The following is a 22000-nucleotide window of genomic DNA, read 5'->3' on the forward strand; positions in this document are numbered from 1 at the left end:
CGGTCAGATTCGTGTCGCCGCGTCCGCGCCGCATCGCGGGGAGCTGCTCGGTGCCGTTACGAGTCTGGAAGCCGAGTGCCGTCGGCTCGGTGTCGAGATCCGCACCGGTGTCGACGTCGACGCCGCGACCGTACGGGCATACCGGCCGGATACGGTCGTGATCGCCACGGGGGCCCGGCCGCGGCGACCGGATTGGGCTGGGGAGTCGTCACGGGTGGTGGACGTGCGCGACGTGCTCGGCGGTCGCGTCGAACCCGGCGGCAGGGTTCTCGTCGTCGACGACCTGGGATTCCACCAGGCGACCTCGGTCGCGGAGTTGCTCGCCGACCGCGGTTGCGCGGTCACCGTGTGCACCAGCGGAATGATCGTCGGCCAGGACCTCGGGCTCACCTTGGAGATGAACGGCTGGACTTGGCGCGCTCACGGCAAGGGGATCGAGCAGGTCACCGACGTGGTGGTCGCCGCCGTGACGGAGACCGACTGTGTCGAGGTGACACTGCTGCACCATTTCACCGGTGAAAACTCCGTCCACACAGTCGATTACGTGGTCGTGGCGACACACCAGGATCCGGTCGACGAGCTGTGGCGGGACCTGCAGGGCGAGAGTTTCCGGGTGGTGCGCGTCGGGGACGCTGTGACGCCGCGGCGACTCGACTCGGCGATCATCGAGGGGATGCGCGCCGCCGCCGCGCTGTGACGTAGAACTTGTAGTGCATCCGCTTGGCCGCCAGTCGTCCGCTCACGCAATTCGGGCGGCGGATGGCTGGCGGGCCGGCGGATACGGAGCCGTTCTCACAACTCCCGACGCATCGCCGCCCTCGGCCACCGGTCCAGGCCGTGGCGCGCCTCTGCGCCACGGATCTCCTGCAGTTCGGGGCCGAGGCGCGCGTCGTCGACGAACCGGAATCCGAGGCGCTCGTAGTACGGGCCGTTCCAGGGCACGTCCACATACGTGGTGAGCGTCAAGGCGCGGTGGCCGCGGTCGCGGGCCCACTGCGCGGCGTGTTCGATGAGCATCCTCCCGATCCCGCGGTGCGCGTGAGCCGGATGCACCGAGACCTGTTCGATGTGGGCGTACCCGTCGACGACGTCGACGATCAGATAGGCGTCCGGCCGATTCCCGGAGTCGAGATGCACCCAGGCGCGGTCGTCGTCGCAGTAGTGTTGCAGCTCTTCGATACTCGGCGGCTCGTCGTCGGCGACCACCGTCATTCCGATTTCCGCGAACGGCACGCCCGCGGCCCGCTCGATGTCCTGGAGGAGAGGCAGATCCGACGAGGTGGCCAGCCGTAGCGGCGGCAGCACTTTGCTGTAGTAACGCGCAAACTCGGTGTGCGCGTACCGGCCGTACCGTTCGGTCATCGGGGTGTAGCCGCTCGCCTCGTACAGGGCGATCGCCTCGGGTTGCGCGGTACCGGTTTCCAGGACGATCCGGCGGCGCCCGGCGTCGGTGGCGGTGCGTTCCAGGGCGCCGAGAAGACGCTGGGCGATCCCGCGGCGCCGGGCCGTGTCCCGCACGTACATGCGTTTGATCTCGGCGTCGTCGGGGCGGATACCGGGATAGGACCCGTCGAGGGTGCGCCAGCCGCCCATGCCGACGGCGCGTCCCTCGTCGCGGGCCAGCAGGAAGGTGCCGCGGGGTGCGACGAACTCGGCCGGATGGAGTTCGTTGTCGTCGGGGCCGCCGTAGCGACGGACGTATTCGAGTTGCAGTTCGCCGAGGAGTTCGAGGACAGCCGGGTCGTCGAGGCTGCGCGGTTCGATCAGCACGGGGGAAGCCTACGCGCTGCGCTTGCCGAGGATTCTTGTAACCCCTTAAAGTGGTTACATGGTGGTGCTGCGTTCCCCGGAGGGGATCGACTTCGAGGTCGATTGCGGATCGCTGTGTGTGGACTTCGTCTACACCGGCGGCGCGGCGGAGCGGGCCCGGTGGGAAACACTCCACACACCCGACGACCTCACGAGCTGGATCGCCGCCCGCATGCGGGTACCGGCCGCACACGTCCCGCTCGGCCCACATGACCTCGCGCAGGCAAAGGACCTCCGGGAAGCGCTGTGGCACAGCCTGAACCGATGCATCGACGGCAGTGGACCCAGCCCTTCGGACGCCGCCGTCATCGATGCCGCCGCGGCCCGGCCGGACATCGCGCCGCAACTCGCGGCGCCCGGCACGGTCGTTCCGATCACCGGCGACCAGGCACTGTCGACCCTGGCCCGCGACGCCGTCGACCTGCTCGGCGGAGCGCGCGCGTCCAGGATCAAACGGTGTGCCGCCGACGACTGCCCGCTCGTCTTCGTCGACACCTCGCGCGCCGGCAACCGCCGGTGGTGCTCGATGGCCCGGTGCGGCAACCGGGACAAGGTCCGCGCACATCGACGGAAGGAACAGGCATGACCGACACCGTCGGCAAGACCAGGGACGCCGGCTGGCAGATCGGCGTCTCCAAGACACTCCCGCACCCGATCGACGCGGTGTGGTCGCTGATCGTCGAAGAACCGGGCCTCTGGCTCGGCGCAGGCGCCGTGATCCCGCACGAGAAGGGAGAGCAGTGGCAGGCCGACGACGGGACCGGTGGGGAACTGCGCAGCCGTCACGAGTCCGATCGCGTGCGCCTGACCTGGCGTCCCCCGACGTGGCATCACGACACCACGGTGCAGGTGGCAGTGCAGGCCGGCCCGACGGGCACCGTCCTGAGATTCCACCAGGAACGCCTCGCCGGCCCCGACGAACGGCAGCGGCAACGCACTCATTGGCAGGCGGCGCTGGCCCGGGTCGAACGCGCGCTCGAACAGGCGGCGGGCACCGCATAACATCGGGGCGGTGAACCGGAACCTCGACACCGCCCGCTGGCCCGACATCGCGCCGGGGCATGCGACCGTCGCTGTTCCGGTCGGCGCCTTCGAGCAGCACGGACCGCACCTGCCGCTGGACACGGACACGCGCATCGCGACCGCGGTCGCGGGAGCGCTGCCGGACGTGGTGACCGCGCCGCCGGTCGCCTACGGGGCCAGTGGTGAGCACGAGGCGTTCGCGGGCACCGTCTCGATCGGCGCCGAGGTCGTGGAATCACTGCTCGTCGAATACGGCCGGTCGGTGTGCCGGTGGGCCGCGCGCGTCGTGTTCGTCAACGGCCACGGCGGCAACGCGCACGCCCTCGCGAAAGCGGTTGCCCTGCTGCGTTACGAGGGCCGGGACGCCGCGTGGCTGCCGTGCGCGGTACCCGGCGGGGATGCGCATGCCGGTGACACGGAGACCAGCCTCCTGCTGCACCTGGCACCCGAGGTCGTTGCGATGGACCGCGCCGAGGCGGGTTCGACGGAATCCATCGCGACTCTGCTGCCCCGATTGCGGGAGGGCGGTATCGTCGCCGTGTCGGCGAACGGCGTGCTGGGCGATCCCACGGCCGCCAGCGCGGAACGGGGAGCCCACATGTTCGCTGACCTGGTCGAACGTGCGACTGCACAGGTTGCCCGCTGGCAGCCCGGTGCAGAGGGGAGACTCCGGTGACACAGGGCGCAACGAAGCGCACTCCCACATCGCGGCTGCCCGACGGTTTCGGCGTCCGGATCGACCCTCGGGTGCGCGCGTTCTCCGACGGACGCGTGCTCATCGGCGGGTCACCGACCCGCATGCTCAAACTCGCTCCGGCGGCGGCGGCGATGCTCGACGACGGCTACCTGAGGGTGGTCGACTCGAGGACCGCGGTCGTGGCCCGCCGGCTCCTCGACTCGGGGGTCGGCAACCCCCGGCCCACAGCCCTGCCGTCGACCTCGGACGTGACCGTCGTGGTCCCGGCGAAGGACAACGCTGCCGGTCTGCGACGGCTGTTGCAGGCGCTCGAATCGGTCCGGGTGATCGTCGTCGACGACGGATCCGAAACGCCTTTCGTCGCACCCGAGGCCGGCCGGGTGACGGTCCTGCGTCACGAGACGTCGCGGGGACCGGCGGCTGCCCGGAACACCGGAATGCGGGCGGCCACAACACCGTTCGTGGCATTCCTGGATTCCGACGTGGTGCCCCGCATCGGCTGGCTCGAGGCGATTCTCGGGCACTTCACCGATCCCGCGGTCGCGCTCGTCGCTCCGCGAATCGTCGCACTCGACCCGGACAGTGCCCCGCTCGCACGGTACGAACACGCCCGGTCGTCGCTGGATCTCGGACGCCGGGAGGCCGCGGTGGTCGCGGGCAGTCCCGTCGCCTACGTGCCGAGCGCCGCGATGGTCGTGCGCCGCGAGGTGCTGGACGAACTCGGCGGGTTCGACGAGACCATGCACGTCGCGGAGGACGTCGACCTGTGCTGGCGGCTGCAGCAGTCCGGTTGGCGACTGCGCTACGAGCCGGTCGCGCGGGTCGCGCACGACCACCGGATCGGATTCCGGAAGTGGTTCACCCGCAAGGCGTTCTACGGAACCGGGGCCGCTCCGCTCGCGGCGCGGCACCCCGGATCCGTCGCCCCGATGGTGATGTCGGTGTGGACGTTGTTCGCCTGCGTCGCCGCCGCCACCTGCACCCGCCTCGGGGCGGTCGGTTCGGCGATATCGCTGCTCGTGACCCTGCTGCGGTTGCGGCGCATGTTCACCGAATTGGACCAGCCCACCCGCATCGCCGCGGTACTCACCGTGCAGGGTTTCGCCGGAGGCATGTGGCAGCTCGCCTCCGCACTCTGCCGGCACTACTGGCCGGTCACCCTCGTCGCCTCGCTGTTCTCCGCCCGGGTACGGCGGACGGTCGCGGCTTTCGCTGTCGCGGAAGGACTCTGGGACTGGTTCGGGCACCGCGAGAAGGGCGGTCTCGATCCCGTGCGCTACGTGCTCTACAAACGGCTCGACGATCTCGCGTACGGTGCCGGACTGTGGAAGGGTGCGCTCGATGCCCGCGACCCGGCCGCACTGATCCCCGACATCCGGAACTGACGTGCTGCCGGCACACGCCGACGTCGTCGTGGTCGGTGGAGGAAGCTGCGGATCCGTGGTCGCGGCGCGGCTCAGCGACGACCCGGATCGATCCGTGCTGCTTCTCGAGGCCGGACCCGGATACCGGACCGTGCACGATACCCCCGACGAAATCCGGACTGCAGCAACCGTTCCCGTCGGTCCGGACAGTATCTGGGCGACCCGGTACACGGCGCGGCTCACCTCCGAGGTCGCCACCACGGTGTCGCGGGGACGGGTCCTCGGCGGTTCCGGTGCCGTCAACGGGGCGTACTTCGTGCGGGCCCGGCCCGGTGATCTCGCCCGCTGGCCGGCGTCGTGGGCCTACGACGAGGTGCTCGCCGACTTCCGCGCCCTCGAAACCGACTCCGACTTTTCCGGCGACCTGCACGGCAGCGACGGTCCAGTGCCGGTCGGGCGGGTCCCGTGGGACCGGCTGCACCCGATGTCCGCCGCGTTCCACGAGACCGCGGTCGCGACGGGATTCACGGCCGTCGACGACCTGAATGCTCCCGGGCCCGACGGCGTCGGCCGCGTCCCGCTCAACATCCGCGACGGGATGCGCGTCGGTCCCGCCCTCGCGTACCTGCTGCCGGTCCTGCACCGGACGAACCTGACGGTGGCCACCGGCACGGAGGTGCTGCGGATCGTCCTGGCGAACGGTCGCGCGGTGGGGGTCGAGGTCGCCGACGGAGCGGCCGCCCGAACGATCACGGCCGGTCACGTCGTGGTGTGCGCGGGCGCCGTGCACTCACCGCAACTGCTGATGCTCTCCGGTATCGGCCCCGCCGACGAACTGCGGCGACTCGGAATCGCTGTGCTGCACGACCTTCCGGGAGTCGTCCGGGACTTCGCCGATCATCCCGAGATTGCGATCGGATACCGCTACCGGCGTAAACTGCCGACGGGGACGCCGCTACTCGAGACGGTTCTCCACACGCGCTCGCTCGAATTGCGCCCCTACACAGTGCCGTTCGGCACGGCGATCCCGGGAAGCGGCATCGCCGACCCGGTGCTCGGCGTCGTGCTCACCCGTCCCCGCAGCCGCGGACGGATTCTGCTCGATCCCGGCGATCCCCGGTCCGCGCCCGTCCTGGACTACCGCTATCTCGAGCATCCGCAGGATCGTGCCGACCTCCGTGAGGGTGTCCACCTCGCCACCGACCTGCTCGGCGCGATGACCGACCTCGTCGACACGAGCAGTCTCACCACGCACCTCGGGACGTCCTTGCACCTGTCCGGTACGTGCCGGATGGGCACCGACGACGGGTCGGTCGTCGACGAACGGTGCCGCGTCCACGGCATCGAGGGGCTGAGCGTCGTCGACACGTCCGTGTTCCCCGAGGTGCCGAGCCGCGGCCCCCACGCCACCGCCGTCATGCTCGCCCACCGCTTCGGTGTCTCTTTGTGGCGGTCAGGGGCGCCACAACGCAACACCGGGCGCTTGGCGCCACCTGTGTGATCCGGACTACAGTGTCGGCAAGGAGGACGCCGGTAGATGACCGAGACAACGAAGCCGTCGGTGAACCCCTGGGTGGCGCTGCGGCCCGGGGACGACGCCGCCGTGCACGCGCTGCGCGTGTCGTCGGCCCATCGATCCTTCCTGGACGCGCGCGAGGGCACATCGGCGGTCCGCTCGGTCGTGCGCGATTCGTGGCTGCGCAGCGTCGAACGCGGCATCGACCCGGATTCGGTCGACCAGCCGAGCCTGCTCACCGGCGTCGACCTGGAGGAATACCGCTCGGGGCATCCGATGGCGCTGATCCGTCCGGTCGTGCGCAAGCTCCTCGTCGAGGACGCCGCCGACGACGGTCTGCTCGTCGCGATCAGCGACGAGCGCGGCCGGTTGCTGTGGGTCGAGGGTGATCACTCCGCCCGCGACCGGGCGCTGTCGATGAGTTTCGTCGAGGGCGCCGACTGGAGTGAGGACCACGTCGGCACCAATGCTCCCGGAACCGCTCTGGCGCTGGATCATTCGGTGCAGATCTTCGCCGCCGAGCATTTCAACCGGACCGTGCACGACTGGAGTTGTTCGGCGGCGCCGGTGCACGATCCGATCAGCGGCCGGATCCTGGGCGCCATCGACATCACCGGTGGTCCGCGCGTCGCCGTGCCGGAAGTGCTGCAACTCGTCCGTGCGACCGTCGCCGCCGCCGAGGCGGAGTTGCGGTTGCACCTCATGAGCGCCCCGCATCTGCTGAGCGGATCGATGCCCCGTCTCGAGACGTTCGGGTCGGGTCGGCCGATGCTGCACCGCGACGGGCAGCGGATCCCGTTGTCGCAGCGGCACGCCGAGATTCTGTTGCTGCTCGCCGATCATCCGGAGGGGCTCGGCGCAGACCGGCTCGCGGTCCTGCTCGACGAGGCCGAACTCGACTCGGTGACGATTCGTGCCGAGATGTCGCGGCTGCGCAAAACCTTCGGATCGGATCGGGTGGGATCGCGGCCGTATCGGCTGCTCGGCGACCTCGTCACCGATGTCGCCGACGTCCGCGCCGCTCTCGACCGCGGCGACACCGCGACCGCGGTGCGCCTGTACACCGGGCCGGTGCTGCCCGGTTCGGCCGCGCCGGGGGTCGAGGAGATCCGCGACGAACTGCGCACCCGCGTGCAGGCGGCGCTGCTGCGCGGCGGCGATGCGCACCTGCTGGCGCAGTGGACGTCGTCGGTACACGGCCGCGACGACCTCACCGCCTGGTCCGCGTACCTCACCGCCCTCGATCCCGGTTCGGCGATGTATGCGCAGGTCAAGGCCAGGATTGATCTGTTGGATCGGCAACTCGCAACGTAGTTGCAACCCCGTTGCTCCTAGTGTTCCGGATCACACCCCGCGAGGGGACGATCCGACCGTCCCGCACACAGTGCGGCCCGACGACACGCAGGAGAGACACCGATGACCGTGTACACCCGCCCCGGTTCACCCGACGCCCTGATGTCCTTCCAGGCCCGCTACGACAACTGGATCGGCGGCCAGTGGGTCGCGCCGGTCAAGGGGCAGTACTTCGAGAACGTCACCCCGGTCACCGGACAGCCCTTCACCGAGGTCGCCCGGTCCACCGAGGAGGACATCGAACTCGCGCTCGACGCCGCGCACGCCGCCGCTCCGGCGTGGGGCAAGACCTCGCCGGCCGAGCGCGCGATCATCCTCAACAAGATCGCCGACCGCATCGAGGAGAACCTCGAGTCGATCGCGCTCGCCGAGTCGTGGGACAACGGCAAGCCGATCCGCGAAACCCTCAACGCGGACATCCCGCTCGCGATCGATCACTTCCGCTACTTCGCGGGAGCCATTCGCGCGCAGGAAGGTTCCATCTCGGAGATCGATTCGGAGACGGTCGCGTACCACTTCCACGAGCCGCTCGGCGTCGTCGGCCAGATCATCCCGTGGAACTTCCCGATCCTCATGGCCGTGTGGAAGCTCGCTCCTGCGCTGGCCGCAGGCAACGCGGTCGTCCTCAAGCCGGCCGAGCAGACCCCGGCGTCGATCCTGTACCTGATCTCCGTCATCGGCGATCTGCTGCCGCCCGGTGTGGTGAACATCGTCAACGGTTTCGGTGTGGAAGCGGGCAAGCCGCTCGCGTCGAGCCCGCGCATCCGCAAGATCGCGTTCACCGGCGAAACCACCACCGGCCGCCTGATCATGCAGTACGCGTCGCAGAACCTGATCCCGGTCACCCTCGAGCTCGGCGGCAAGAGCCCGAACATCTTCTTCTCCGATGTCCTGTCGGCGAACGACGACTACCAGGACAAGGCGCTCGAGGGCTTCACCATGTTCGCGCTCAACCAGGGCGAGGTGTGCACGTGCCCGTCCCGCGCGCTGATCCAGCAGGACATCTTCGACGAGTTCCTGTCGCTCGCCGCGGTCCGCACGAAGGCGGTCCGTCAGGGCAACCCGCTCGACACCGACACCATGATCGGCGCGCAGGCCTCCAACGACCAGCTCGAGAAGATCCTGTCCTACATCGAGATCGGCAAGAACGAAGGCGCCACCGTCATCACCGGTGGTGAACGCGCCGACCTCGGCGGCGACCTGTCCGGCGGCTACTACGTCCAGCCGACGGTGTTCAGCGGCCACAACAAGATGCGGATCTTCCAGGAGGAGATCTTCGGTCCCGTCGTGTCGGTCACCTCGTTCAAGGACTTCGACGACGCGATCTCCATCGCCAACGACACCCTGTACGGTCTCGGCGCCGGCGTGTGGTCCCGCGACGGCGGCGTCGCCTACCGGGCCGGTCGCGCGATCCAGGCCGGGCGGGTGTGGACGAACACCTACCACCAGTACCCGGCGCACGCGGCGTTCGGTGGCTACAAGCAGTCCGGCATCGGTCGCGAGAACCACCACATGATGCTCGACCACTACCAGCAGACGAAGAACCTCCTGGTGTCCTACGCCCCCAAGGCCCAGGGCTTCTTCTGATCGACCCCCGCTCCACCCGCCGGTCCTCCCGAGCGAATGTATCGTTCAGTCGATTGAAGGAGACGAGCGATACATTCGCTCGGGAACGGGCGGTGGACACCGGAAGCGGGTGGTGGACACCGGAAGCGGGTGGTGGACACCGGAGCACGCCGGGAAACGTCAGAGGCCGGGAAACGTCAGAAGGGACCGCACGCATGCCTGTTCCGCCGCGCGTCGTCACCACCGCCGACGCCGTCGAACTCCTGCGCCGCCTTGCCGGCCGGCACGGGCCGCTGATGATGCACCAGTCCGGCGGGTGCTGCGACGGGTCGGCGCCGATGTGTTACCCGGACGGCGAGTTCGTCGTCGGCGACCGCGACGTGCTGCTCGGTCTGCTCGACCTGCGGCTCGCGGTGGGGGAGACCGCCCGCACGCTTCCCGGCGACAGGGACGCGGTGCCGGTGTGGATCTCCGGTTCCCAGTTCGACGCGTGGAAGCACACCCGACTCGTGCTCGACGTCGTGCCCGGTCGAGGCTCGGGGTTCAGTCTGGAGGCGCCCGAGGGGCTGCGGTTCCTCAGCCGCGGCGTCGTGTTCACCGACGACGAGACCGCGGCACTCGCCTCCGCGGCGCCGCTGCTCGGCAGGGATTGGGCGGCCGGTGCCCGCCCGGAACCGGCGACCGAGCCGACCGTGGTCGCCGAGGCCGCCGACGCGTGTCCCGTCCCACCCGCGCGCGGCGCCACCTCGTAACTCTTCCGTGACCTTGCGCTGACGCAGCGGGCACACATCGCCCGTACCGTGGGATCGCGCGGTGTTCTCGGCGTGCCCGGTCGACCCGGCGGGCGCCCCTCGAGGAGAAGAGGAACCATGGCCCCACCCGATCCGATCGCAGCCGGTGCCGAGGCAGCCCTCCACCACGACGGCGTCGACGCCCATCTCGAAAGCAGCGAGTACCTCGAGAAGCGCAGCCTCCGAAAGGGTTCCGCGGGCTGGGTGCTGCTCGCCGGTCTCGGGGTGAGCTACGTGATCTCAGGCGACTACGCCGGCTGGAACAACGGCCTGGCCGAAGGCGGGTTCGGCGGCCTGCTCGTCGCGGCAATCGTCATCGCGGGCATGTACTTCGCGATGGTGCTCGGCATGGCCGAACTGTCCTCGGCGCTGCCCGCCGCCGGCGGCGGATACACCTTCGCCCGGCGGGCGCTCGGTCCGTGGGGCGGGTTCGCCACCGGCACAGCGATTCTCATCGAATACGCGATCGCTCCCGCCGCCATCGCCACGTTCATCGGTGCCTACGTCGAATCACTGGAACTGTTCGGCATCACCGACGGCTGGTGGGTGTACCTCGCGGTCTACGCGATATTCATCGGCATCCACCTCACCGGCGCCGGTGAGGCGCTCAAGGCGATGTTCGTGATCACCGCCATCGCCCTCGTCGGGCTCGTCGTGTTCGCCGTGTCCGCGGCCGGGCTCTTCGACAGCGCCAACCTGACCGACATCCCCGTCGACGAGAGCGCGGCCGGGGCCTCGGCGTTCCTGCCGTTCGGGCTGATCGGCGTGTGGGCGGCGGTGCCGTTCGCGATCTGGTTCTTCCTCGCGGTCGAAGGGGTACCGCTCGCCGCCGAGGAGGCCACCGAACCGGAGAAGAACGTCCCCAAGGGGATCATCGTGTCGATGGTGATCCTGCTGGTCACCGGTGCGGCAGTGCTGTTCCTCGCGACCGGCGCCCTCGGCTCCGAGGAGCTGTCGACGTCCGGGAATCCGCTCGTCGAGGCGCTCGGCGACACCGGCGCGGCCAAGGTCGTCAACTACATCGGTCTCGCCGGGCTGATCGCGAGCTTCTTCTCGATCATGTACGCGTATTCGCGTCAGACGTTCGCGCTCTCGCGGGCGGGTTACCTCCCGACGAGCCTGTCGGTGACCAACAGGCGCAAGGCGCCGATGCTCGCGCTGATCGTCCCCGGCGTCATCGGCTTCGCGCTGTCGTTGACCGGCGAAGGTGCGATGCTGTTGAACATGGCAGTGTTCGGGGCCGCTGTGAGCTACGTACTGATGATGGTGAGCCACATCGTGCTGCGCGTCCGCGAACCCGGCATGCCGCGTCCGTACCGCACGCCCGGCGGCGTGGTCACGACATCCTTCGCGCTGGTCGTCGCCGCGATCGCGGTCGTCGCGACCTTCCTGGTCGACCCGATCGCCGCACTGTGGACCCTCGGTGCCTTCGCCGCGTTCATGGCGTACTTCGGGCTCTACAGCCGGCACCGGCTGGTCGCGAACTCCCCGGACGAGGAGTTCGCCGCACTCGCTGCCGCGGAGGCCGAACTGAAGTGACGATCTACACCCACCGACTCGCCGGCACGACCTACCGTTTCGACGGCCTCGTCGACCTGCTCGCCAAGGCCGGCCCGCTGCGGTCCGGCGACGAATTGGCCGGGTGCGCAGCCGAATCCGACGCCGAACGTGCCGCGGCCCAATGGGCGCTCGCCGAGGTCCCGCTCGACCGGTTCCTCACCGAGACGGTGGTGCCGTACGAGTCGGACGAGGTCACCCGGCTGATCCTCGACCGGCACGACCGCGACGCGTTCCACCCGATCGCGCACCTGACCGTCGGCGATCTGCGCGACCGGTTGCTCACCGACGCCACGGCCCCCGACGCGGCCGACACGTTCGCCGCCCTGGCGCCGGGTCTGACACCCGAAATGGTCGCTGCCGTCAGCAAACTCATGAGCAATCAGGATCTCGTCGCGGTGGCCCGCGCGGTCACCGTCACGACCGGGTTCCGCACGACCGTCGGCTTGCCGGGCCGCCTCGCGACCCGCCTGCAACCCAACCATCCGACCGACGACCCGCGCGGCATCGCCGCCGCGACGCTCGATGGGCTGCTCATGGGATGCGGCGACGCCGTCGTCGGTGTCAATCCGGCATCCGATTCCCCGCAGGCCACCGCGGATCTGCTGCACCTGCTCGACGAGATGCGGCAACGTTTCGCGATTCCGATGCAGTCGTGTGTGCTCTCGCACGTCACCACCACCGTCGGGTTGATCGAGGCCGGTGCCCCGGTCGATCTGGTGTTCCAGTCGATCGCCGGCACCGAGGGTGCGAACACCGGTTTCGGAGTGAACCTCTCGATGCTGCGGGAGGCGCACGAGGCGGCGCGTTCGCTCGGGCGCGGCACCGTCGGCGACAACGTCATGTACTTCGAGACCGGTCAGGGCTCGGCGTTGTCCGCCGGTGCACACCTCGGTACCGGGGGTCGCCCGGTCGATCAGCAGACCCTCGAGGCCCGCGCCTACGCGGTCGCGCGGGAGTTCGATCCGCTGCTGGTCAACACGGTCGTCGGGTTCATCGGGCCGGAATATCTCTACAACGGGAAACAGATCGTGCGGGCCGGCCTCGAGGACCACTTCTGCGGCAAACTGCTGGGCCTGCCGATGGGCGTCGACGTCTGCTACACGAACCACGCCGAGGCAGACCAGGACGACATGGACACGCTGCTCACGCTGCTCGGCGTCGCCGGTGTGTCGTTCGTGATCACGGTGCCCGGTGCCGACGACGTGATGCTCGGCTACCAGTCCCTGTCCTTCCACGACGCCCTGTACGTGCGGCGGGCCCTCGGGTTGCGGCCCGCCCCGGAATTCGAGCGCTGGCTGCGCGGACTGGGCATGGCCGACGACGACGGGAGGGTCCTGCCGGTCGACCCGGCCGCGTCGCCGCTGCGTGCTCTCACCGGTGGTGCCGCATGACGGCGGACTTCTGGGGACCGCTGCGCGCGGTCACGCAGGCGCGCATCGGGCTGGGGCGGGCGGGGGACGGGGTCCCGACCGCGCGGATGCTCGAGTTCCGGGCCGCGCACGCCGCCGCACGCGACGCCGTGCACCAGCCGCTCGACGTGGAAACTCTTGCCGCGCAGATCGATCGGTTGGGTATCGGCACTCCGGTGGTGGTGCGCAGCCGAGTCGGTGACCGCGGCGAATACCTGCGGCGGCCCGATCTGGGCCGGATTCCCGAGGACCTCGGCGACGTTCCCGCGACCGGTGCGGACATCGGGTTCGTGCTCGCCGACGGACTGTCGCCGCGGGCGCTCGCCGAACACGGCGCGGCGCTCGTCGCCGCGATCGTCGCGGCCCTGCCGCGGCACCTGACGGTGGCGCCCCCGGTTATCGCGACCTCGGCGCGGGTCGCGCTCGGCGACCACATCGGTGCGGCCCTCGGTGTCCGCACCGTGCTCGTGGTGATCGGGGAGCGGCCGGGGCTGTCCGTGGCCGACAGTCTCGGGGTGTATCTCACCCACGATCCGAAACCGGGGCGGACGGATGCGGAACGCAACTGCGTGTCCAACATCCATCCGCCCGGCGGGCTCGGTTACGACGGCGCCGCCCGTGTCGTCGCCGGTCTGGTCGACGGCGCGCGACGGCTGGGCCGCTCCGGTGTCGACCTCAAGGACACCTCGCGCGCCGTCGGACCGGGGGAGACCGTCGCCGGATCAGTTGCCGGCGAGTAGCTGCTCGAGGTCGTCGAGAACCCGCATGGCGCCGGTCGGTCCGAGGCCCAGGAACCACGTCTCGTCGCTGACGGCCACGGCCTTCCCGTTCTTCACGGCTTCGAGGTTCGCCCACAGCGGGCCGCCGACGACCTCGGCCTGTGCGTCCTGCGCGCCGTAGTTCGAGTAGAACACCCAGTCGCCGTCGGCTTCGGCGATCGTCTCCGGGCTGATCTCCGCGGCGAGTTCGTCGATGTTCTGGATCTCCGGGCGACGCAGGCCCACGTCCTGCAGGATCACGCCGATGAACGACTTGTTCGCGTAGAGGCGGATCTTGCCGGACATGAACCGGACCAGCGAGATGCTCGGATCACCGGAGATCGCCGCGCGCACCTCGTCGGCACGGGTCTGGTACGCGTTGAGCTGTGCTTCCGCGGTGTCCTCCTCGCCGAGGGCGTCCGCGACGAGCAGGAAGTCCTCCTTCCACGGGAAGCCGGGGCGGATCGCCAGGACGGTGGGGGCGATCGTCGACAGCTGCGGGTACAGCTTGTCCACGCGCAGCTTGCTGCCGAGGATCAGGTCGGGCTTCAGCGCGGTGATGGCTTCGAGATCGAGGTTGTTGATCGTGCCGACGTCGGCGACGCCGTCCAGCTTGTCGGCGAGGTAGGAGGGCTGCCCGGCGGCGCCCTCGGGGCTCGCGAGTCCGACCGGGGTGATGCCCAGCGACAACACGGCGTCGAGTTCGCCGCTGTCGAGGACGACGACGCGTTCCGGCTTCGCGGGGATCTCGGCCTCGCCGAGCGCATGGGTGACGGTGCGGGGGAACTCGCCCGGCGCGGCGTCGCTGCCGAGCTTCGCGGTTTCCTCGTCGGCGGTGGCGAACAGACGGCCGCCGGTGGCAACGTCGGTGTTGCCGGCGGCGGAACCGCTGCTGCCGGGGTCGGTGCCGCCGCACGCGGCGAGGGCGAAGGTGAGCAGGAGGGAGGCGGCGGCGAACCGGCCGCGGGTGGAGCGAATACGCATGAATGCGGAGCCTATCCTAAGCTCGTCGCCCCGGGGCGGGCCGTGAACGCCGAGGTCGGGTTCTCTGCACCCGCACCCCGTGGGCGAGAATCGAGGCACCGTCCGACCGGGCGGGACGGACCCGCCCGCGGGCCGGGCGATGAGGAGTGGGATATGGCGTTCGCAGGAAATGTCGACGAGCTGGCGCTGCTGCAGACGGTGTCGTTGAAGAAGGCTGTCACCGCGGAGGTGATCGCCGCTCACCTGGGGGTGGGGGTGAGCGCGGGACAGGCCGCCTACGACGCGCTGATCGAGCAGGGCAAGGCCACCGAGCAGGGCGGCGCGATCTCGCTGAGCGACAAGGGCCGCTCGGAGCTGTCCGATCAGCTCGACGCCGAGCGTGTGTCCATCGACGAGGACTCGATCGCCGAGCTGTTCGAGCAGTTCGAGGCGCTCGACGAGGAGCTCGCCGGCATCCTGGCGGATGTGGAGGCGGACAGCTTCGTCGACGCTCTCGTTGCGTTGGATCGCAAGGCGCAGAACGTTTTCGACGACGTGTCCGCGTTCGTGCCACGCCTGTCCCGGTATCAGGATCTGTTCGCCGAGGCGCTCGGCAAGGTCAAGGGCGGCGCCCTGACGTGGGCGACGGCCGGCAACATCGATTCGTACGCCACGGTGTGGAACGAGATGCGGGCGGAGCTGTCGGGCGCGGCGGGTCGCTGACGCCTGCCGTCACCACACGCATTGTCTTTCGTTAAGCGAACTATGTGACCCGTCTCACAGCCACCCCCCTTTCGGGGGTAGTGGGGGAGTGAGGCGGGTCACTACTTTTTCCTCCAGTCGCAGCGGACGCCGCCGCGGCCCGGACGGAAAACCAACGGAGGACAACCGTGACCACTGTGTCGACACCGGGGAACGAACCCTCGGTCGCGCCCGGGGGCCGGCGCCCAGTCGCCCCGCCCGCATCCAGCAAGAGCGGCCCCGGCATCCGGCGAGTCGCGATCGCCAGTTGCATCGGCACCACCATCGAGTTCTACGACTTCTTCATCTACGGCACCGCCGCCGCCCTCGTGTTCCCGACGGTGTTCTTCCCCGCCCTCGGAGCCACGGCCGGCACCGTCGCCGCGTTCGCGACGTTCGCCGTCGCGTTCATCGCCCGGCCCGTCGGCGCCATGCTGTTCGGACACTTCGGCGACCGCATCGGCCGCAAGAAGACCCTCGTGTCCACCCTGCTGCTGATGGGCCTCTCGACCCTGCTCATCGGTCTGCTGCCCGGGGCCGAGACCATCGGCGTGGCCGCCCCGATCATCCTGGTGCTCCTGCGATTCGCCCAGGGCTTCGCCGTCGGCGGCGAATGGGCGGGCGCGACCCTGCTCACCGCCGAATACGCCCCGCCCGGCAAACGCGGCCTGTACGCGATGTTCCCGCAGCTCGGGCCGGCGATCGCCTTCGCCCTGTCGAGCGGCACGTTCCTGTTCACCGGCCTCGCGCTCGGCGACACCAACGACGCGTTCCTCAACTACGGCTGGCGAATTCCGTTCCTGTTCAGCATCGTTCTCGTCGCCATCGGCCTCTACATGCGGCTCGCCATCGAGGAGACCCCGGTCTTCCGTGCCGAGGCGGCAGCCCGCGCAGCTGCGGGTAACGGAACTGCCGCGTCCACCGAGAAGCGCACCCTGCCGTTCCTCGACGCGCTGCGCTACCAGACCAAGGAGATCCTGCTCTCGGCCGGCGCGCTGGCGATCATGTTCGCCTTCTTCTACATGGGCACCGCCTACCTGACCAGCTACGCGACGAAGACCCTCGGATTCTCGCGACCGTTCGTGCTCGTCGTCGGCATCGGCGCCTCGCTCGTGTTCGGCCTCTCCATCGTGCTCTCCGCGCTGTACTCCGACCGGGTCGGACGCCGCCGCGTCATCATGATCTCCTGCGGCTTCTCCGTCGTGTGGGCGCTGGCACTGTTCCCGCTGCTCGACACCGGTTCGCCCGCCGCGTTCGTCATCGGCATGGTCGTCACCCTGGCGATCTTCGGCATCGCCTACGGCCCCTGCGGCGCGCTCCTGCCGGAGATGTTCCACACCCGGTACCGCTACACCGGTGCGGGCCTCGGCTACAACCTCGCCGGTGTCCTCGGCGGCGCCATCCCGCCGATGCTCGCCGCGCCGCTGGCCGCGTCCTACGGCGGCATCGCAATCGGCGTGATGCTCGCTGTCCTCGGCGTCCTGAGCCTGGTTTGCACCAGGGCGCTCGTCGAGACCCGCGATCGGGCTCTGTAGATCGCGCAGGCGCCCTCCCCATCACCCCCGGGGAGGGCGCCGTTCTCGGCTGTCGTGACGGCAGCAGCTGTCCAGAATTCGAACATCGGTGGCCCGGAAAGGGTAAGGATGGTGGACGAGTACCACCTACCCGGGCTGCGCACACCCCAGGAGAAATCGATGACCGGCATCGCCACACCCGAAATCCCCAGCTACGCCTCGGGCGCGTGGGACGTTCCGCTGCTCGGTGACACGATCGGCGACAACTTCGACCGCACCGTCGCCCGGCACGGAGACCGGGACGCCCTCGTCGACCGTCCCACCGGCCGGCGCTGGACGTACACCGAGCTCGCCGCCGAGGTCGACGCGCTCGCGCTGGGCCTGCTGCATGCGGGCATCGGCAAGGGCGATCGGGTCGGCATCTGGGCGCCGAACTGTGCCGAATGGGTGCTCGTGCAGTACGCCACCGCCAAGATCGGGGCGATCCTCGTCAACATCAATCCCGCCTACCGGTCGCACGAACTGCAATACGTGCTCACCCAGGCCGGGATCCGGATGCTGGTCGCCGCGCCGAGTTTCAAGACCTCCGACTACGCCGCGATGATCGCCGAGGTGCGCGGCAACTGCCCGGATCTCGAACAGGTCGTGTTGCTCGGGCTCCCCGAATGGAACGACCTCGTCGAGACCGGCAAGGCCGCACTGGCCGCGGATCGCACCCGGCTCGCCGCCGCGCAGGCCGACCTGTCCCCGGACGACCCGATCAACATCCAATACACCTCGGGAACAACGGGTTTCCCCAAGGGGGCCACCCTCAGCCATCACAACATCCTCAACAACGGATTCTTCGTCGGGGAACTGTGCCACTACACCGAGCAGGACAAGGTGTGCATCCCGGTGCCGTTCTATCACTGCTTCGGGATGGTCATGGGGAACCTGGCATGCACGAGTCACGGTGCCACCATGGTGATTCCGGGTCCGTCGTTCGAAGCGGCGCAGACGCTCGCGGCCGTCGCGGAGGAACGCTGCACCTCGCTCTACGGTGTCCCCACGATGTTCATCGCCGAACTCGCCGACCCCGGCTTCGAGGGCTACGACCTGTCGAGCCTGCGTACCGGCATCATGGCGGGCTCGCCGTGCCCCGTCGAGGTGATGAAGCAAGTCATCGAACGTATGGGCATGACCGAGGTGTCGATCTGCTACGGCATGACCGAGACGTCGCCGGTGTCGTTGCAGACCCGCAGCGACGACAGCATCGTCCAGCGGACCGCGACGGTCGGCCGCGTCGGACCGCACCTCGAGGTCAAGGTCGTCGATCCGGCGACCGGTCTGACCGTGCCGCGCGGCGAACCCGGGGAACTGTGCACGCGCGGATACTCCGTGATGCTCGGCTACTGGAACCAGCCGGAAAAGACCGCCGAAGCCATCGATGCCGCGCGGTGGATGCACACCGGCGACATCGGTGTCATGGACGCCGACGGCTACGTCTCGGTCACCGGCCGCATCAAGGACATGGTGATCCGCGGCGGCGAGAACATCTACCCGCGCGAGATCGAGGAGTTCCTCTACACCCATCCGGACATCCTCGACGCCCAGGTCGTCGGCGTCCCCGACCAGAAGTACGGCGAGGAACTGATGGTGTGGATCAAGATGCGTGAGGGCGCCGAACCGCTCGACGCCGACTCGCTCCGCGAGTACTGCACCGGCAAGCTCGCGCACTACAAGATCCCCCGCTACGTCCACGTCGTCGACGAGTTCCCGATGACGGTCACCGGGAAGATCCGCAAGGTCGAGATGCGGCAACTGTCGGTGGACCTCATCAGTCGATAGTGCGGCTCCGCCGCCGGTGTGCCGTTGTGGCGGCTCCGACCGCCACAACGGCACACGGCTCATGTGAGCATCCGGTGCCGCAGGCTGTCGTAGATCGGAGCCGAGCCGGCGAGCTGGGCGACGAGCACCGCCGCAGCGGATGCCACGGCCATCGGAACGGTGATCGCGGAGACGGCGGTCATCTCGATCACGAGCACGATGCCGGTGAACGGGGCGCGTACCGTCGCGGCGAAGAACGCCGACATGCCGACGATCGCCATCGACACACCGAGCCCCGGATCGTGAATGGGCAGAACGAGATCGGCAACGCCGGCGAAGATCAGCCCCCACAGGGCGCCGACGGCGAGCAGAGGGGCGAACAGGCCACCGGGTGTCCCCGCCGCATAGGACAGCGGTCCGGCGACGAATCGCATGAGCAGCAACCCCAGAGCGCCGGGCAGCAGCACGCCTTCACCGCCCACGATGCGCTGGGAGAGGGTGTCACCGCCACCGGCGGCGAGCGGATCGAACACGAGCAGCAGTCCGACGATCGCCCCGATCAGCGCGGCGACCACGACCGGAGGTACTCGGTGCACCGCGGAGGCGACCGCGAGGAATCCGAGGATCAGCTTGTTGTAGAGGACGCCGAGAACGCCTGTGGCGGCGCCGAACACGACGAACAGCGGAAGCAGAACCGGTGACGCGGAATCGATCGCGCCCACCGCGAAGTCGGGGCGGTCGCCGGTGATCAATCGGGAACAGGTCACGGCCGAGGCGACCGCGAACAGGGTCGGTATCACGATGCGCGTGCGGAATATTCCGGTCGCCTCCTCGAACACGAACAGGGCCCCACCGATCGGCGCATTGAATGCGACGGCGAGCCCCGCACCCGCCACCGCGCATTCGGTGATGCGGACATCGGATTCGGGAAGTCTTGCGCGGCGTCCGGTTTCGGTCCCGATGGCCGCACCCATATGCACGGTCGGGCCTTCGCGGCCGAGGACGAGACCCGATCCGATGGCGAGCAGCCCACCGACGAACTTCGCAGGGACCAGCCGGAGGGGCGCGGGATCGGCCTCCCCCCGGTACACCGCCTCGACGTGCTGGATTCCGCTGCCCGACGCCAACGGCACGAGCCGGACGATCATCGCCGCAGCCGCGGCCCCGAGCGCTGCGACGGCGACCGGGACGAGCCAGCCCGGGCCGGGGGCGCGGCCGGCCCACTCGAGCAGCTCGAAACGCCACCGATCGGCGATCTCGAGGCACCAGCGGAACGCCCCGCCCACGAAACCGATCGCGATGCCCGCCACGAGGGCGACCACGCTCACGGCAAGCAGTCCCCGAGCGCCGGCGCCCATGACCCGGACGCTAGCACCGGAACCCGGTCGGTCGTGCCGGGTTCGGCGAGCCGGACGAAACGCGTTCTCTCCGACCACCGGGCAGCCGATGTGATCCATGACACACTGAGTCGGGGGTGACCGGCCGGTTGTCGATCCGAGGAGATGAACGATGAAGACCAAGGCGGCAGTGCTGCTCGAAACTGGACGACCCTTCGAAATCATGGAACTCGACCTCGACGGGCCCGGCCCGGGCGAGGTCCTCATCAAATACGCCGCAGCGGGTCTGTGCCATTCCGATCTGCATCTGACCGACGGCGACCTGCCGCCGCGTTTCCCGATCGTCGGGGGCCATGAAGGCTCCGGCATCATCGAGGAGGTCGGTCCCGGCGTCACGAAGGTCAAGCCCGGTGACCACGTCGTATGCAGCTTCATCCCGAACTGCGGCACCTGCCGGTACTGCTCGACCGGCCGGCAGAACCTGTGCGACATGGGCGCCACGATCCTCGAAGGCTCCATGCCCGACGGAACCTTCCGGTTCCACTCCGGCGGCACGGACTTCGGTGCCATGTGCATGCTCGGCACCTTCTCCGAACGTGCCACCATCTCGCAGCACTCGGTCGTCAAGGTCGACGACTGGCTGCCGCTCGAAACCGCGGTGCTCGTCGGGTGCGGGGTTCCGTCCGGGTGGGGCACCGCCGTGTACGCCGGGGATGTGCGACCCGGCGACATCGTCGTCATCTACGGAATCGGCGGGCTCGGCGTCAATGCGGTCCAGGGCTGCGTGCACGCGGGCGCGAAGTACATCGTCGTCGTCGACCCGGTGGACTTCAAACGGGACACCGCCCTGAAATTCGGGGCCACCCACGCGTACGCGACGGCCGAGGAGGCCGCGGAGAAGGTCAGAGAACTGAGCTGGGGACAGGGCGCCGACGCCGCTCTGATCCTCGTCGGGACCGTCGACGAGGCAGTCGTCGCGGCGGCCACCTCGGTCGTCGGCAAGGGCGGCACCGTGGTCATCACCGGCCTGGCCAATCCCGAGAAGCTGACGGTGCACGTATCGGGATGCGAACTGACCCTGTTCCAGAAGACCATCAAGGGATCGCTGTTCGGCTCGGCGAATCCGCAGTACGACATCGTGCGATTGCTGCGGCTGTACGACGCCGGTCAGCTGAAACTCGACGAGCTGATCACCACCAGGTATACCCTCGAAGAGGTCAATCAGGGTTATCAGGACTTGCGGGACGGAAAGAACATCCGGGGCGTCATCGTCCACGCGTGAGCGACGGTCCGGGAACGATTTGCACGAATTTTCCCAGCTGTTCCGGTCGTGTCGCTATCTTCATGATCATCGGTGACATACCGTCCGTATGGCTCATGTAGGACGGAAAGGAGCTCGCAATGATTGGCAACATCATCGGGACGATCATCTTCGGTGCGGTCATCGGGGTGCTCGCCCGCTTGGTGATCCCGGGCAAGCAGGCGATGGGCTGGGTGATCACCGTCGTGCTCGGCATCGCGGGCGCCCTGATCGGCTACTGGGTGTGGGAGGGTCTGCTCGACAAGGGCGACACCAGCGGCATCGACTGGATCCGCTGGATCATCTCCATCGCCGCAGCCGCCGTGCTCACGCTCGGCTACACCTCGCTGACGCGAAACAAGTAGCGCTTCGGCGCACGCGCCGACAGGATTCGCGCTGCAACCGAATTCCACGGTCGCCGTACCGCTCCGTTCGAGGAGCGGTACGGCGACCGTGCGCGCAGAGCCGGCGTGAGGGACATCGGTGCTCGTCC

20 protein-coding genes are annotated in these 22000 nt (G+C 69.0%); 17 read left to right on the top strand and 3 right to left on the bottom strand.

What is annotated here, in order from left to right:
* Positions 1-697, top strand: a 697-nt coding sequence (locus ACN675_RS18235; RefSeq protein ID WP_420752175.1) for an FAD-dependent oxidoreductase, incomplete at its 5' end; no start/stop codon positions are given.
* A gap of 95 nt (positions 698-792) precedes the next feature.
* Here the strand turns inward: ACN675_RS18235 and ACN675_RS18240 are convergent.
* On the bottom strand, positions 793-1770 hold the full coding sequence (locus ACN675_RS18240; protein WP_420752176.1) for a GNAT family N-acetyltransferase: 978 nt from the start codon (positions 1768-1770) through the stop codon (positions 793-795).
* A 58-nt stretch (positions 1771-1828) separates the two neighbouring features.
* Here ACN675_RS18240 and ACN675_RS18245 point away from each other — a divergent pair, with 58 nt between their 5' ends.
* From ACN675_RS18245 to eutC, 11 genes are all read left to right on the top strand, one after another.
* Positions 1829-2395, top strand: a complete 567-nt coding sequence (locus ACN675_RS18245) for a CGNR zinc finger domain-containing protein (protein WP_420752177.1) — start codon at positions 1829-1831, stop codon at positions 2393-2395.
* Entirely contained in the window at positions 2392-2811 is a 420-nt protein-coding gene (locus ACN675_RS18250) for an SRPBCC family protein (RefSeq protein WP_420752178.1), read from the top strand. Before ACN675_RS18245 ends, ACN675_RS18250 begins: the two co-directional genes overlap by 4 nt.
* A 10-nt stretch (positions 2812-2821) precedes the next feature.
* Positions 2822-3508 carry a mycofactocin biosynthesis peptidyl-dipeptidase MftE gene (mftE, locus tag ACN675_RS18255; protein WP_420752179.1) on the top strand — a complete coding sequence of 229 codons (687 nt, stop codon included), beginning with the start codon at positions 2822-2824 and terminating at the stop codon, positions 3506-3508.
* Positions 3505-4914, top strand: a complete 1410-nt coding sequence (gene mftF / locus ACN675_RS18260) for a mycofactocin biosynthesis glycosyltransferase MftF (protein WP_420752180.1) — start codon at positions 3505-3507, stop codon at positions 4912-4914. Before mftE ends, mftF begins: the two co-directional genes overlap by 4 nt.
* 1 nt (position 4915) lies before the next feature.
* Positions 4916-6394, top strand: a complete 1479-nt coding sequence (mftG, locus tag ACN675_RS18265) for a mycofactocin system GMC family oxidoreductase MftG (RefSeq protein WP_420752181.1) — start codon at positions 4916-4918, stop codon at positions 6392-6394.
* Positions 6395-6430: 36 nt separating this feature from the next.
* Positions 6431-7723 carry a transcriptional regulator gene (locus ACN675_RS18270; protein ID WP_420752182.1) on the top strand — a complete coding sequence of 431 codons (1293 nt, stop codon included), beginning with the start codon at positions 6431-6433 and terminating at the stop codon, positions 7721-7723.
* Positions 7724-7825: 102 nt separating this feature from the next.
* Positions 7826-9349 carry an aldehyde dehydrogenase gene (adh, locus tag ACN675_RS18275; protein ID WP_420752183.1) on the top strand — a complete coding sequence of 508 codons (1524 nt, stop codon included), beginning with the start codon at positions 7826-7828 and terminating at the stop codon, positions 9347-9349.
* A gap of 194 nt (positions 9350-9543) precedes the next feature.
* Positions 9544-10080 carry a DUF779 domain-containing protein gene (locus ACN675_RS18280; protein ID WP_420752184.1) on the top strand — a complete coding sequence of 179 codons (537 nt, stop codon included), beginning with the start codon at positions 9544-9546 and terminating at the stop codon, positions 10078-10080.
* A 117-nt stretch (positions 10081-10197) separates the two neighbouring features.
* Positions 10198-11658, top strand: a complete 1461-nt coding sequence (eat, locus tag ACN675_RS18285; protein ID WP_420752185.1) for an ethanolamine permease — start codon at positions 10198-10200, stop codon at positions 11656-11658.
* The gene (locus ACN675_RS18290) at positions 11655-13070 is read left to right on the top strand and encodes an ethanolamine ammonia-lyase subunit EutB (protein WP_420752186.1); all 1416 of its coding nucleotides are present in this window, start codon (positions 11655-11657) and stop codon (positions 13068-13070) included. The genes eat and ACN675_RS18290 overlap by 4 nt, the downstream gene beginning before the upstream one ends.
* Positions 13067-13828 carry an ethanolamine ammonia-lyase subunit EutC gene (gene eutC, locus ACN675_RS18295; protein ID WP_420752187.1) on the top strand — a complete coding sequence of 254 codons (762 nt, stop codon included), beginning with the start codon at positions 13067-13069 and terminating at the stop codon, positions 13826-13828. The genes ACN675_RS18290 and eutC overlap by 4 nt, the downstream gene beginning before the upstream one ends.
* Here eutC and ACN675_RS18300 read toward each other — a convergent pair.
* Positions 13811-14830, bottom strand: coding sequence for an ABC transporter substrate-binding protein (locus tag ACN675_RS18300; protein WP_420752188.1), 1020 nt, complete (start codon positions 14828-14830; stop codon positions 13811-13813). The two genes, eutC and ACN675_RS18300, sit on opposite strands and share 18 nt — an antisense overlap.
* Before the next feature lie 153 nt (positions 14831-14983).
* Here ACN675_RS18300 and ACN675_RS18305 point away from each other — a divergent pair, with 153 nt between their 5' ends.
* From ACN675_RS18305 to ACN675_RS18315, 3 genes are all read left to right on the top strand, one after another.
* Positions 14984-15532, top strand: a complete 549-nt coding sequence (locus tag ACN675_RS18305; protein ID WP_420752189.1) for a hypothetical protein — start codon at positions 14984-14986, stop codon at positions 15530-15532.
* Between the two features lie 167 nt (positions 15533-15699).
* The gene (locus tag ACN675_RS18310; protein ID WP_420752190.1) at positions 15700-17085 is read left to right on the top strand and encodes an MFS transporter; all 1386 of its coding nucleotides are present in this window, start codon (positions 15700-15702) and stop codon (positions 17083-17085) included.
* Between the two features lie 159 nt (positions 17086-17244).
* Positions 17245-18891, top strand: a complete 1647-nt coding sequence (locus ACN675_RS18315; protein ID WP_420752191.1) for an AMP-binding protein — start codon at positions 17245-17247, stop codon at positions 18889-18891.
* A gap of 59 nt (positions 18892-18950) precedes the next feature.
* Here ACN675_RS18315 and ACN675_RS18320 read toward each other — a convergent pair whose 3' ends face one another.
* Complete coding sequence (locus ACN675_RS18320; RefSeq protein ID WP_420752192.1) at positions 18951-20228, bottom strand: ClC family H(+)/Cl(-) exchange transporter; 1278 nt, start codon at positions 20226-20228, stop codon at positions 18951-18953.
* Between the two features lie 151 nt (positions 20229-20379).
* Between ACN675_RS18320 and ACN675_RS18325 the strand changes: the two genes are divergently transcribed.
* A complete protein-coding gene (locus ACN675_RS18325; protein WP_420752193.1) occupies positions 20380-21489 on the top strand; it encodes an NDMA-dependent alcohol dehydrogenase in 1110 nt (369 codons plus the stop codon).
* 119 nt (positions 21490-21608) lie between these two features.
* Positions 21609-21872 carry a GlsB/YeaQ/YmgE family stress response membrane protein gene (locus ACN675_RS18330; protein WP_420752194.1) on the top strand — a complete coding sequence of 88 codons (264 nt, stop codon included), beginning with the start codon at positions 21609-21611 and terminating at the stop codon, positions 21870-21872.
* Positions 21873-22000: the final 128 nt, after the last annotated feature.

Source organism: Rhodococcus sp. O3, from assembly GCF_048897285.1.
Taxonomy (GTDB): domain Bacteria; phylum Actinomycetota; class Actinomycetes; order Mycobacteriales; family Mycobacteriaceae; genus Rhodococcus.

Bases quoted from the DNA above. Each gene is read 5' to 3' on its own strand.
- ACN675_RS18330 (WP_420752194.1), top strand. From the start codon at position 21,609: ATGATTGGCAACATCATCGGGACGATCATCTTCGGTGCGGTCATCGGG.
- adh (WP_420752183.1), top strand. From the start codon at position 7,826: ATGACCGTGTACACCCGCCCCGGTTCACCCGACGCCCTGATGTCCTTC.
- ACN675_RS18305 (WP_420752189.1), top strand. From the start codon at position 14,984: ATGGCGTTCGCAGGAAATGTCGACGAGCTGGCGCTGCTGCAGACGGTG.
- ACN675_RS18315 (WP_420752191.1), top strand. From the start codon at position 17,245: ATGACCGGCATCGCCACACCCGAAATCCCCAGCTACGCCTCGGGCGCG.
- ACN675_RS18300 (WP_420752188.1), bottom strand. From the start codon at position 14,830: ATGCGTATTCGCTCCACCCGCGGCCGGTTCGCCGCCGCCTCCCTCCTG.
- eat (WP_420752185.1), top strand. From the start codon at position 10,198: ATGGCCCCACCCGATCCGATCGCAGCCGGTGCCGAGGCAGCCCTCCAC.
- ACN675_RS18320 (WP_420752192.1), bottom strand. From the start codon at position 20,228: ATGGGCGCCGGCGCTCGGGGACTGCTTGCCGTGAGCGTGGTCGCCCTC.
- eutC (WP_420752187.1), top strand. From the start codon at position 13,067: ATGACGGCGGACTTCTGGGGACCGCTGCGCGCGGTCACGCAGGCGCGC.
- ACN675_RS18270 (WP_420752182.1), top strand. From the start codon at position 6,431: ATGACCGAGACAACGAAGCCGTCGGTGAACCCCTGGGTGGCGCTGCGG.
- ACN675_RS18280 (WP_420752184.1), top strand. From the start codon at position 9,544: ATGCCTGTTCCGCCGCGCGTCGTCACCACCGCCGACGCCGTCGAACTC.
- ACN675_RS18245 (WP_420752177.1), top strand. From the start codon at position 1,829: ATGGTGGTGCTGCGTTCCCCGGAGGGGATCGACTTCGAGGTCGATTGC.
- ACN675_RS18250 (WP_420752178.1), top strand. From the start codon at position 2,392: ATGACCGACACCGTCGGCAAGACCAGGGACGCCGGCTGGCAGATCGGC.
- ACN675_RS18325 (WP_420752193.1), top strand. From the start codon at position 20,380: ATGAAGACCAAGGCGGCAGTGCTGCTCGAAACTGGACGACCCTTCGAA.